Source organism: Acrocarpospora phusangensis (assembly GCF_016862995.1).
Lineage (GTDB): Bacteria > Actinomycetota > Actinomycetes > Streptosporangiales > Streptosporangiaceae > Acrocarpospora > Acrocarpospora phusangensis.
The window spans coordinates 1-12,673 of the sequence record NZ_BOOA01000139.1; the positions used below are offsets into that span (position 1 = coordinate 1).

Genomic DNA, 12,673 nt, shown 5'->3' on the forward strand with positions numbered 1-12,673 from the left:
CCCGCGCCGACGCAGACCAGGGTGGTGCCGTGGCGGGCGAACGTGGCCATCGCGGGCTGAGTGATGGACGTGCCTGGACCGAGGAGTACGCAGGACAGTGACGCGGTCGGCAGGTAGACACGTTCGACGCCGCGCGGAGACTCCACCTGAGCGCACACCCCGGTGTCGTCTTGGACGATCCGGACCGTCTCCATGTAGAGGAACGACAGCGAATCGGCGATGCGGGGCAGCATCGCCAGGGTGGGCTGGCCGAGACGGCGTTTGGCGTCGGACGGCGATCGACTCACCATGCCGCCGCCGGGGCGAGGCTGAGGAGACCGCAGCCGTACGTCTTGCCGCGCCCGATGCCGTTCAACACGGCGGCACGCAGCGCGTGCGGGTCACTCACGGTTCCATGCCCGTCGAACTGTACGACCGCGTGGCGGACCACGTGTCTGGCACGGATGTCCATAAGGGAGCGTGAGGTCACGGTGGTGACCGCGAGGCCGTTGGCAGCGGAGCGGGCGGCCCACCACTCTTCCGCAGCGGGGCCATGCAGGGCTACGACCTTCCCCTCATCCTTGCCAGCGGATCGGCTCAGCCGTTTGGATGGGTTGGCCGCGATTCGGTAGTGCACAGGCTGACCGGAGGCCAACCGCCGTAACAGTCCGTCGAGTTCCCGGACGGCGATCTCCCCGTAACCGTCGGGCAGGCGTTCCAGGTCGGGTTTCACCTGGCTCTGGGCCAGCAGTTGAACGCCCTGCCGTGTGTCCTCGACCCGGAACAGCACTCCGGCCCGCGCTCGCGCCTGTTCTCCCAGTCCGTCGGGGATGAGCATCATCATCCGCTTGTGCAGACGGTCGGGGTCAGCAAGATCGCTGTTGACGTCGCGCCTGCGCAGATTCGGGAGGATACGAATGATCCAGGCCGTCACCGTTCCTCCTTCGCATATGCGAGTAGCTGATCCCAGAACGTAGGCCCGGTGGCGAAGAGATGCGCGGAAATCGGCCGGGTTTCCACGCTCACGATGCGAGGCCGGTAACGGCGGTCGTAGCGATTGAAGCTCTCCGGCGCGTCGGCCAGCTCAGTGATCTCCTCGGCGTCCGGCGTGACGCCTTCGGTGACGAACTCGGCCTCCGGAAGCTCGTCCGAGCGCAGCCGGCGCGCGACCGGTGCACGGGAACGCAGTTCGCTCACCGGATCGTCCACCATGGCACGCAGCAGCACCGGCTGATCCGGGGGACATGAACGCCGCCCCAGAAAGGGTTGCCAATGTGGGCGCCGCAACGCCTCGGCGATGCCCGCGATCCGCTCTTCCGGCCCTTCGACCGCGACAGTGAACGCTGCATCTGACAGATACTGACGCCGGGTGAGCATCGTGGCCTTCTCCCGGGACCGCTGGGCACCGTTCGGCCGGGGTACGCCCCTGGGCAAACCACCACCAATCGTGTGGAAGTCCATCATCCGCACCCCGGGCCGATCGATTCGTACGGTGAACCGCAACAGTCCGTAGTCTCCTAGCGGACGTCCCCGCCGCACTCCCTCAGCGGAGGCGAAGAGGCCGACCAGGCCAGATCGTGTGGGGAAGCGCAGCGTGTCGCGTTGGGTGAAGACGCTGTGCTCCCCCCAGGACTGCAGGGGTCCGGCCAGCCGAACGATCAACCCGCTCACCGCGAATCTCCCGGGTAGGAGGCGGCCACAGCCCCGGTGACCAGGTCCGAGAAGGAGTCCACCGATTGGCCCAGCCACTCCAGCGGCTTCTCATCGACGCAGGCGTACGCGCGATGCACGACTCCCTCGTCGCCCCATAGCTTTTCCAGCCGTCCGGCGTGGTGGCTCAGGGCGGAACGCGACGGCCCGGCCAGACCGTTCTCGGGGCGGATCGGCGCCTCGAACGCGGCGGCATAGGAGATGGGGCGGTCGGCGCGTACCGCGATGTGGACAAGGTCGGGGAGGGTGTTGGCAGCCGAACTGGTCTGCTTGCCGGTCGGCAGGGAGGATATAAACGCGGTCAGGAACCCGCGGGTGAGTTCCTCGGCCATCTGCGCGTCGCCGCCCAGGTTGGCGCGAAGGCTGACCAGGTCCAGGTTCGCGTACCGGTAGAAGACGCCGGCGCTGAACTCGGCGCTGTTCATGTGCCCGCTACCGACCGCGTCCGGGGGCAGGCAGTCGTCGACCGCGGTGAAGAAGTCGACTTCGGAGGCGACCTCATGCGTGGTGAAGGCATGCGCCACCTGAACCACACCGTCGACGCCAGCACCGGGCAGTTCAGCCAGCATCCGGCCGAACAAGTTGATTACGCCGTTGCGCTCCGACAGTAGCTCGCCCACCTTCTCCACCGGCAGGACCGGCTTCGGCTTCTTGACCCCCACCGTATGCTCGATCGCCTCACGGTGTTCCTCGGACAGGTCAGCCAGCGAGTCCAGGGCCGCCTTCGGCAAGTACAGCAGCACCGACGTCCCGCCCTTGTCCTCCAGCTTCAATCCTTCCTTCTTGTTGGCCGACAACGCCACCTGTATGCCGGCCGCCGTCGCGGCCTCCGGCGACCAGCCGCGCCTCTCCAGGCGCTCGGCCACTTCCGCGGGCACCCGCCGAGTCCGCACCGCCGGGTCTCCGATGACACGTTCCACATCGAGCCGGACAGCGCGCTTCCAGCACTGGCTGGAGACTCGGGTACGGGTGGCGCCTCCGTAGACGAGGCTCTTGGGAGAACCGAGGTCGTCGCGGTTGAGATTCGCGAACGGCATCGTCTGCAGAATGTGTATGTCGAGGTAGCGGGGGGCGCTCACTGGTGCTCACCTTCCGGGTTGTCGTCTTCGTTCCTGGAGTTGTCGTCTCTACCGGCGTGGATCCCCCGGTAGAAGTCCTGAAGCCATCGTTTGCCGACCTGAGCGCGGGCGCGTTCCCATCGGCTGAGGTCTTGCAGCAGTCGCCCCCAGTCGGGTTCGATTTCGACGGTGGCCAGGCGGCGTACCAGACCAGGCAGGTGGCGGTGGAGGCCTGGCACGTTCTGACGGCACAGCAGGTGCAGGCGCGCCTCCACCGTGTCGACGGACAACTTGCCTGCGGTCACGGCCTGGCCGAGCGTCCCGCCCAGGCTTGTCGTGCGCCGTTCTACCGGCTCTTCTGGCCTGGTTCCGGCGTCCGATCCATCTGCCGTCCTGGTTTCGTCCGAGATGGGTACCGTAGTATCCGACTCCGGATCCGATCCGTCCTGGTCGGCGTGGTCACGTGGCTGTGCGGCGATCAGCGCCGCCACCGAGTAGTAGGCCCTCTCCACCGCCGCACCAGTACGGTCGGACGGCAACCATCGGGCGACCGTGGAATGCGCCTTTCTGGTCAAGTCGTCCTCAACCGGCCGTCCCAGGCTGCGGCGTAGCGCCGACCGCCGCCCGGGATCCTCTCTCACCTGCTTGCGGACATGCGCCACGTACTTGTCCGCGGTCTCTATCGAGATCATGCGGTGTTGCCTCCTTGACCCTGTCCGCCTTGCTGGGGTTTGCGGCCGTAAATCCGTACGCGATTGAGTTCAATGGCGCGCTTGACACGGGGCATGGCTGCGCTGGCGGTGACCTCGTCGTAAACGCCCAGGGCCAGTTGCCGGAACGCCACGACCACTCCGTCGAAGTGGCGGGTCCGCACCCGTTCCCAGAACAGGCGTTCCGCCTGCGGCCAGTAGCGGAAAGCCGCATCGGCTGGCCACGGACCAGGAGGAATATCGGTGCGCTGAACCTTACGTTCACCGTTGGACGGATCGTTGATGGCGCTCCACGCCCCGCGGAGCGCGTCTTCGAGTCGGCGTCCCATCATCTCGGCGGATTTACGCATCTGGCTGACCGAGTACGGCACGCCGTCCTCGGCTGCCAGGGCAAGCGTCGCCGGGGTGATCCCGGTCGTCCACTCCTTGTCGCGGGTCTGTCCGTCCTGGTCGAATCCGTACGCGCGGGCCCGGAGCACTGGCAGCAGGAACCCACGCAGATCCTCAACCGATTTCAGGACTGCGGGCCGACGTGCCTTGCTGTCGCCGGTATCCTCCATGAGCAGCGCGTCGAAATCCCGCCAGAGCGCGCGACTCGCGTCCGCGTAACGGGCATAGTACGTATCCTCCTTCACGTTCTTCTGGTAGATCAGGTATGGGTCCTCGGCGGGAAACTCCTGGTCACGCCATGCCCAGGTGATCCACGCGTCGGTGACATACTCACCGTCAGGGGACGGCTGCAGGAGAAGCGCATGCTGAAAGCGACCGGTCAACACCCCGCCGACGCCGCTGGGCCGAGGCGGCGGTTTGGTGGGGTCGGGCAGGTCGTCGGTCTCCCATGGCGCCTGGTCGGGACCGCCATGGTTGTAGTGGTGCGCCTGGGGGATACCGGCGACCAGGGACTCGAATACCGTTGTCCCCACTGGGTGGAAAGAGATCGTTCGGCGCAGGGGTCCGGCCTTGCTGTTGACGCCCGAGGCCGTACCGGCCGTGCGAGGGGTGCATTGCCCCGATGGCCCGTAATAGAGCTGGATGAGCAGATGAAAGACCGCTTCGTCCGTACGCAGTGGGGGTGGGGACGCTTCGGTCGCGTGATTGAACCAGACCTGGTTGTTCCCCGCGGGCCGGAACATGACCAGCTTGTTCACGCCTGAGCTTGTTTTGCACTGCTGCCACAGCCGCGGATCCTGCAACCAGGGACGATCTTGGTCGAAGAGATCGAAGCCATCCCGGTGCCGGTCGAAATATTCCATGATCGCGTCCGGGTCGAAGCGCCCTTCCGCCAGGACGTCCCCCTGACGGTCATTCCACGCGTCGCTCCCGGCCGCCATATCGTCAAGCCGTGTGACACGGGCGGCGATGACCGTCAGCACCCGCCACAAAGCGGCAGCACCTGGCGGAGGTGCCGCCTCGATGTCACTCAAAAGATGAGCGCACTCAAACAGCCGCCGTAGGCCGACCTTCTTCCGCTTCTCGCCCTCCCGGACCGGAATCCAGTCACGTTCCAGCAGGTCGTAGCTACGGGGAGCGGCCACGGAGCCGAATGACGCAGGTGGTGGCATGGTAGGGCCTTCCGTTCCTCATTCAACGAAATGAGCTGCGCTTCAACCGGCGCTTGCGCGTGGGGCCTGGTCGTGGGCGCTCGGCATGAAATCCGATAAACCCAGTTCCGGGGTCAGCCACACTTCCCGCTCACCCAGCATTCCCGGCGACCTCTGGTCAGGCATTTCCACCACCACGAGATCCCGCAGGTGCGGGCTGTCCTGCCAACCGGCGGGAGCCGCGTCACTCGCGGAGTGCCCGCGCGACCAGGTGCCTGGCACGGGGATAACGTTCGTGAGCACGTGCCTGACCTGCTCTTTGGTGAACCATCTGCGGTCGCCCTTGCGGCCGTTCGGCTCTGTCGGGAGCGGTTGCTCGCCTAGCGTCAAACGACCGTCGGCGCCGCGCGTGCAGCAGACGACCCGCGCCGAGTCGGCACCGAGGCGCGTGGAGTACTCGGTGACGAAGTCGTCGCCGGTGAACTGGCTCAGGTCGTCGACATTGCGCGGGGCGGGAATGGCAGCCATCTGCGCGTACATGTCCTTGGTCTGGTCGTCCGCGAGCCTGGCCAGATCCTCATCAGTGATCGGCGAAGTCTCATCGCCGAACGTCTCGTCATAGACCTGATCCACGAGATGCTGGATCTCGCCTGGAATTCGCACCTGCCCACCAGGCAGGTTCGCCAACGCTGTCCGAGTGCGGCGGAGCAGGGCCGTCGGATACACGAACGGCCAGGCGATCGGTATCCGCAAATCACCAGTCATATCCACTGGTATCAGGACCACCAGCCGCATCCTGCCGGCCGTCCCCGCCTCCCGGACATCCATCGCCCAACTACGTCGCCAGCGGTCGAACATCACATGCCGCTGACACCGGCCGGCCCGCTGCAGGAGCATGGCGATCGGAGCCAGATCGCTCACAACCAGATCAAAGTCCAGATCCAGGGACTGCTCGATCACTTGTGTGGCCACCAGGATCGCCGCTGTCGGCCTGGCGCCTCCGGCCTGCTTTCCGAACCAGCTCACCGCCTCCTGGGTGATCTCCTCACGCCGGTGCGCGGGGAAACGCGAATGCAACAGCCGTACCACCGGAACCGCACCGCTCCGCTCGCCAAGCCAGGCCCTCAACGCCAGGTACGTACGTTGCGCGTCACCCACGGTGTTACAGATGACCGCCGCACAGCCGCCGTCACGGACCAAAGGCTCCAGCACATCCCGCAGAACCGGCGCACGATCAGGGCTTTTGTCGGGGCCGATCAGCACGTTGCGGGTCTCCACATGCAACTTCCGCTCACGGGAGAGTACTGTCACGGATTTCGTCCCCCGAGGGCTGACATACAGCCATCCCGGGTACGCCACCCTGGGCGCCTCCACGCCTTCACACCCCGCGCCGGCCAAATACGTCTGCGCCAAGCGCTGCCCCGTACCAACCGGAAGCGTCGCCGACAACAAGACAACCGGAACCCTCAACGAGCCCAGCCACTCCAGCAGCACCTTGAGCAGGCCCTGCATATACGCGTCATACGCATGGACCTCATCGATGACCAACACCTTCCCGGCCAGGCCGAGCATCCGCAGCACGTTGTGCCGTCCGCGCAGAACACTGAGCAAAGCTTGGTCGACGGTCCCCACCGCCAAATTGGCCAGAAGACCACGCTTACTTCCCCGCAACCACCTGGTGGCCATCGGATCACCGGTCAAGACACCGACTTCCCGCCCCTCCGCGGTGTACGCGGTGTTCAGCCAAGCCATACCGTGCAGCAATGTCAGCGAATCCGCACCCTGGATCCGCCGCCCACGGAACTCGTCCACCCGCTGCAACATCTGATCGGAGGTCGCCATCGTGGGCAGCCCGATGAAGTAGCCCGGCATACCTGCCGCCTCCCCCATCAGCCTTCCCGCATGTAGGGCCGCTTCGGTCTTCCCCTCACCCATCGGGGCTGTGATCAGCAGCAGGCCAGGCTCCTCGCTGACCAAAGCGGGCAATTCCTCGCTCACCGAGCGCTGGAGATCGTTTGGCTCGAACGGAAAGTCATCCCGGAAGCCGCCCGCCGCGAACCTCACCCGACCTAATCCCGCGTCCCGCAACAACCCTGGAGCCGCGGCCCGGCTCCGGACCAGATGTGCCATCAAGCTGTCCGCATCGCAGGTCTCCGGAATACCCGCCTGGAGTTGAGCAAGCAAGAAGCCCTCTTGGCTCGCTAGCCAGTCCGCCAGAATCACAAGGCCGCATGCCAACGCCCCACCAGCGGCCGACACCCCGACCGGCGGTCGTGGTGCTCCCGTCAATCGGTGCATCAGGGATGCGATGCCCTGCCGCTGTTCCTCCCACTTCCCTTTGCCCAGCGCGGGCAACGACCCGATCGGATCCTTGAATTCATGCCCGTTGAACGGCGCGAACCGACCATGATGCCCGCCAAGCATCTGAGCGACCCGGAAAGCCGGAGCATTCTTCCTGGCCATCTTGTAGCCCGCGGCCAAGAGCATCTGCCCTAACCACACATGGCCTGCATAATCATGCCTTTGGGGGGTCGCCGTTACCACGTCATAGCCAGCGAGTCGATCAAGCCCTGATTTGATCTGGCCCTGGAATCCCGGCGTACATTTTCCGATATCGTGCAAGGCCGCCCAGTACGACAACAAACTCCGGGTCTCATTCTGGTCAGAGTTTAGTTCGGTCGCGACGGCGACCCTCAGGCCGACCGAGAGATATTCGTCCCATAACGTCTCCGCCATCGCTGCCGTATCCAACAGATGGCAGACCAGCGGATAGGGCAGTGGCAGCCCTCGCGACTTACCCCACAAGTCCAGGTCAACATTGGGTTCGGCCATTCGAATTCCCTCAATCTTGGACCATCAGGCCCGCCGACATGGCAATCCCATCCACCCCTGGGAAGACACCGTAGACCACATCGCTGACAATTTGCCCCAAATCATGGAACATGAGACATACTCTCGTTCAGAATGGGGCATTCATGCACGAATTACAATATTTCAGACCTTAGATGCTATTTGCGAAGCATCCAAAGTGGGAGACCTGCGCGGCCAACACCGCAACATAATCACCGACAATTGCCGACATTGACTACACCGATCAAGATAATTCACCCCGGCAGATGAACCGAGCCACTCTGTGAGCAAACGATCGGATATATCTGACGCTCCCACCATGTCGACTCCTGGGTCCGCCCCCTCGGCGTCGGCGACGGGTGGGCGTAGTCGATCTCGCGCGGGCTAACCCGCCCAGGCTGGCACCACTGTCGCCTCGCGCGAGCCCGCACTCGCGGTGGCGACCGGGGCCGATAGCCACAGAGACCTGTCGCCCTGGCACACGAAGCACACGCAGCACTGGGGGTGCCGATCGCCATCTCGATCACTAGCGGCGGCGACACGGAACTTGGTCGCCCTCGGGCGTACCGGGCTTTAGCCAGCCGGTTGGGCCTTTCGGGGACGCGCTGAGGACTCGGAGAGTTCACGAGCCTGAACCCTGCATCCCCTCGCCGCATGGCGATAACCTCATCAATGGCGGTGACAGCATGCGAAAATGGTCTCCACACCCGTGGACGTCAACAGACCTACACCGAACCTCGCGGAGGTTAGCGCCCACCACCCCATGCTGTGGCGGACCGTCGCGATCCCACGACGTCGGCGTAAACCACTACAGCCGTTGCAGTCCAAGGAGTCTTGACATGCCCCTTCCCGCCTGGGCCACGGATCCATCCAGCCTGCTCATCACGGAGGAGGAGTATGAAGCGTTGCCCGAGGAGATCTGCAAGGCCATCGAGGTGGTCGATGGCCGGGTGGTGTTCTGCGAATCTCCGACTCCCGCCCACCAACGAGTCTCGCGCAACCTGACCTTCGCCCTGCTGACCGCCCGCCCCACAGGCCCATGCATCGAGGTGCTCCAAGACACCGACATGCGCTACCGACATCGGAATCCCCACGTCACCAAGACTGGTAAGAGATTCACGTTCAGGCGCCCAGATATCAGCGTGCTGTGGTGCCTAGAACCCGGGGCGAAACTCTGGTCAAGTGACGTTCTGGTCGCTGTCGAGATCACTTCGTCCGACGATGAGGTCGACTTCAACGATAAGCGGGCCGAATACGCCGCTCAGGGAATCCCCGTCTATCTGATCATCGTTATGGACGGCGATCGAGTCGGCTCGATAGACGAATACCGCCTCGATTGGAGCTGCCGAAATTACCAAATGGCTGCAGTGCACCGAAGCATGCTTGTCACCGAGCTACCTGAAGGGATGAAGATCGATATTTCCTTCCCTGATCTAGAACGAATCTAACGACAGTGACTACTTCAGCCCGTACCAACGATAATTTCCCAAGCCCACGTACCCCCATCCCCCTTGGCGATAGCCGACAAAGCCCGACATCCACATTTGCGCTGCTCAGCTGAGTTTCCCCAGCTCATGAAGTCTGCTCCCCACGTCCGTGGGGGTGAACCGGCGGCCGTGGCATTCGGGGCAGTGCCAGTCCCCTGCTCCCCACGTCCGTGGGGGTGAACCGGCATCAGGTCGGAGATGGCGGCGCTTCGGCGCCTGCTCCCCACGTCCGTGGGGGTGAACCGCCTGCCCCTACTTCCGGCCCCGGATCCTTGAGCTGCTCCCCACGTCCGTGGGGGTGAACCGGGTATAGCGCCTGCATCCGCGCCTATCGTCGTCTGCTCCCCACGTCCGTGGGGGTGAACCGATGACTCATCTCCCGGAGGCCCGACCATTCGTCTGCTCCCCACGTCCGTGGGGGTGAACCGTCAGCCCCTTCCGACACGCCGAGTGGTAATCTCTGCTCCCCACGTCCGTGGGGGTGAACCGCCTCAGCTTGAAGGCGCGTTGGGCTGGTTGTTCTGCTCCCCACGTCCGTGGGGGTGAACCGCAGCACGCTCATCTTCCACAGCCCTGACATGGCTGCTCCCCACGTCCGTGGGGGTGAACCGCGGCTCCCCGACGAGTCCGGCGTACGCGGCGTCTGCTCCCCACGTCCGTGGGGGTGAACCGGTGAGCCGCTCCGATTGGCTGCGCGAGCTGGCCTGCTCCCCACGTCCGTGGGGGTGAACCGGCCCGCAGGCGCCACTCCCACGACCCCAGCACCTGCTCCCCACGTCCGTGGGGGTGAACCGCGGCCCAACATCTACGACCTGGGCATGCACCTCTGCTCCCCACGTCCGTGGGGGTGAACCGCGACTGGGCCGTCGTCGCGCGTGGGTGCGGAACTGCTCCCCACGTCCGTGGGGGTGAACCGCCGGATAGGGAGCAGGCCACGGCCAGGGAGCCCTGCTCCCCACGTCCGTGGGGGTGAACCGGCACCGTCCACCACCGGCTGCCGCGCGGCATGCTGCTCCCCACGTCCGTGGGGGTGAACCGCTACCCGGACGGGGTCTTTGACGCCTGCGATTCTGCTCCCCACGTCCGTGGGGGTGAACCGTCTGGCAACCCAACCAACAGGGTCTTCAGCGGCTGCTCCCCACGTCCGTGGGGGTGAACCGCCGGATAGGGAGCAGGCCACGGCCAGGGAGCCCTGCTCCCCACGTCCGTGGGGGTGAACCGCGGAAGTGGATCCGCTCAATCCGCCACCTCCGCTGCTCCCCACGTCCGTGGGGGTGAACCAACAAGGTTCACATCCCAGGCGCGCAGCCTCCCCTGCTCCCCACGTCCGTGGGGGTGAACCGTCGCCGATCGCCGCCATCCCTTCCGGGCTCTCCTGCTCCCCACGTCCGTGGGGGTGAACCGCCGGTCTTGGCCGGATGGGCACCTCGATCAAACTGCTCCCCACGTCCGTGGGGGTGAACCGTTGTGGGTGCCGGTCGCGCCGCTGCTGGACAGCTGCTCCCCACGTCCGTGGGGGTGAACCGGTCCGATAGATCGGATGGCCGCGGCCAGCACCCTGCTCCCCACGTCCGTGGGGGTGAACCGCACCACCTGACCCGGGCGGGCGTACACCGGGACTGCTCCCCACGTCCGTGGGGGTGAACCGACCCGGCACGCGGCGCTGGTCGAGGCGGCCATCTGCTCCCCACGTCCGTGGGGGTGAACCGCCACCGCCAACGCAGCGGCCACTGAGGCAGGACTGCTCCCCACGTCCGTGGGGGTGAACCGATCCAGCCGTCCGCTTCCATCTGGGCGCGGGCCTGCTCCCCACGTCCGTGGGGGTGAACCGCTGATGGAGTGGCAGTGCGCCCGGCTGGGCGTCTGCTCCCCACGTCCGTGGGGGTGAACCGTCCTTCCGCCGGAACAGGTTGCCTTCGGGCGCCTGCTCCCCACGTCCGTGGGGGTGAACCGCCACGGCCCGCGCCTCGTCACGTTCGGCCTCACTGCTCCCCACGTCCGTGGGGGTGAACCGTGACCAAGTAGAGGCGCCTGAATTCGCCGGCCCTGCTCCCCACGTCCGTGGGGGTGAACCGCGCCTGCTAACGCCGCGCTAGCCCCACAAACCCTGCTCCCCACGTCCGTGGGGGTGAACCGCTGCCGAGCTGCGGCACGGTGTAGATCCAGCCCTGCTCCCCACGTCCGTGGGGGTGAACCGAACCTCACGGCCGCACCTCGCCCTCGACCGGACTGCTCCCCACGTCCGTGGGGGTGAACCGTTGTTCCACACGCCCTGCAGGTTGGCGGGCAGCTGCTCCCCACGTCCGTGGGGGTGAACCGTCGGCCGCGTGGCGTTGCAGGTAAGAGAAATGCTGCTCCCCACGTCCGTGGGGGTGAACCGGGGTCAGGAATGTCCAGAACCATTCTCGTTGACTGCTCCCCACGTCCGTGGGGGTGAACCGTTACTGAGAAGTGTGTGACGACACTTGACAGGCTGCTCCCCACGTCCGTGGGGGTGAACCGCGTCCGGCGCCGAGACGCGGGCCTGGTTGTGGCTGCTCCCCACGTCCGTAGGGGTGAACCGTCGTCGAGCTGGCCGGTGTCGATGCTGGCGCCCTGCTCCCCACGTCCGTGGGGGTGAACCGCCCCTGCCAGGGTTTCACCTGGTCAGGGGCTCCTGCTCCCCACGTCCGTGGGGGTGAACCGTCTGTCAGGGTTCTGTCAGGGTCGCCATTTCCCTGCTCCCCACGTCCGTGGGGGTGAACCGGTGGATGGCTATGGAGTCCGACATACCTGGTACTGCTCCCCACGTCCGTGGGGGTGAACCGCCGTCTGTGCTCTGGTGATCATGTCTCTCTATCTGCTCCCCACGTCCGTGGGGGTGAACCGCGTGGATCTCATCACCACTGCCTGTGAGGGCGCTGCTCCCCACGTCCGTGGGGGTGAACCGCCGATCGCCGAGCTGCACGCGGACGACGGCCACTGCTCCCCACGTCCGTGGGGGTGAACCGCCGCCGGTCGTGCCCGAGCAGCCGGTGCCCGTCTGCTCCCCACGTCCGTGGGGGTGAACCGCTGGTCAGATGGCAGACTACTGTTCGGCATCACTGCTCCCCACGTCCGTGGGGGTGAACCGCCACTAGAGCATTCTCCGCATGGAGATCCAGCCTGCTCCCCACGTCCGTGGGGGTGAACCGAAGCCTGCCTGGTTCGATGTTCCGGGTACGCTCTGCTCCCCACGTCCGTGGGGGTGAACCGGTATTGCCCGTACACAGATGGCATTCATGGAACTGCTCCCCACGTCCGTGGGGGTGAACCGTCGTTCAACATGTACCGCTCTACCCTGAAAGCCTGCTCCCCAC

At 65.6% G+C, this 12,673-nt stretch carries 7 protein-coding genes, 1 pseudogene and 1 CRISPR repeat array; of the genes and pseudogenes, 1 reads left to right on the forward strand and 7 read right to left on the reverse strand.

Annotated elements, in window-relative coordinates:
• The 7 genes and pseudogenes from Aph01nite_RS39430 to cas3 all read right to left on the reverse strand — a co-directional run.
• Positions 1 to 290: pseudogene (locus Aph01nite_RS39430) on the reverse strand (type I-E CRISPR-associated endonuclease Cas1e); the annotation flags it as partial.
• The gene (gene cas6e, locus Aph01nite_RS39435) at positions 284 to 913 is read right to left on the reverse strand and encodes a type I-E CRISPR-associated protein Cas6/Cse3/CasE (protein ID WP_204046198.1); all 630 of its coding nucleotides are present in this window, start codon (positions 911 to 913) and stop codon (positions 284 to 286) included. The pseudogene Aph01nite_RS39430 and the gene cas6e, both read right to left, overlap by 7 nt.
• On the reverse strand, positions 910 to 1,650 hold the full coding sequence (cas5e, locus tag Aph01nite_RS39440) for a type I-E CRISPR-associated protein Cas5/CasD (protein ID WP_204046199.1): 741 nt from the start codon (positions 1,648 to 1,650) through the stop codon (positions 910 to 912). The genes cas6e and cas5e overlap by 4 nt, the downstream gene beginning before the upstream one ends.
• Complete coding sequence (gene cas7e / locus Aph01nite_RS39445; protein WP_204046200.1) at positions 1,647 to 2,768, reverse strand: type I-E CRISPR-associated protein Cas7/Cse4/CasC; 1,122 nt, start codon at positions 2,766 to 2,768, stop codon at positions 1,647 to 1,649. Before cas7e ends, cas5e begins: the two co-directional genes overlap by 4 nt.
• Complete coding sequence (casB, locus tag Aph01nite_RS39450) at positions 2,765 to 3,439, reverse strand: type I-E CRISPR-associated protein Cse2/CasB (RefSeq protein WP_204046201.1); 675 nt, start codon at positions 3,437 to 3,439, stop codon at positions 2,765 to 2,767. Before casB ends, cas7e begins: the two co-directional genes overlap by 4 nt.
• Positions 3,436 to 4,992 carry a type I-E CRISPR-associated protein Cse1/CasA gene (casA, locus tag Aph01nite_RS39455; RefSeq protein ID WP_204046202.1) on the reverse strand — a complete coding sequence of 519 codons (1,557 nt, stop codon included), beginning with the start codon at positions 4,990 to 4,992 and terminating at the stop codon, positions 3,436 to 3,438. Before casA ends, casB begins: the two co-directional genes overlap by 4 nt.
• 69 nt (positions 4,993 to 5,061) lie before the next feature.
• Positions 5,062 to 7,830, reverse strand: coding sequence for a CRISPR-associated helicase Cas3' (gene cas3 / locus Aph01nite_RS39460; RefSeq protein ID WP_204046203.1), 2,769 nt, complete (start codon positions 7,828 to 7,830; stop codon positions 5,062 to 5,064).
• Between the two features lie 857 nt (positions 7,831 to 8,687).
• On the opposite strand from cas3, the gene Aph01nite_RS39465 reads away from it, so the two are divergent.
• Positions 8,688 to 9,296 (forward strand): Uma2 family endonuclease, encoded by a 609-nt coding sequence (locus Aph01nite_RS39465; protein ID WP_204046204.1) that lies wholly within the window; start codon positions 8,688 to 8,690, stop codon positions 9,294 to 9,296.
• Between the two features lie 133 nt (positions 9,297 to 9,429).
• A CRISPR array of direct repeats spans positions 9,430 to 12,630; the repeat unit is 29 nt; unit sequence CTGCTCCCCACGTCCGTGGGGGTGAACCG.
• Positions 12,631 to 12,673: the final 43 nt, after the last annotated feature.

Coding starts and splice junctions, on each gene's coding strand:
- cas3 (WP_204046203.1), bottom strand. CDS start 7,830: ATGGCCGAACCCAATGTTGACCTGGACTTGTGGGGTAAGTCGCGAGGG.
- Aph01nite_RS39465 (WP_204046204.1), top strand. CDS start 8,688: ATGCCCCTTCCCGCCTGGGCCACGGATCCATCCAGCCTGCTCATCACG.
- casB (WP_204046201.1), bottom strand. CDS start 3,439: ATGATCTCGATAGAGACCGCGGACAAGTACGTGGCGCATGTCCGCAAG.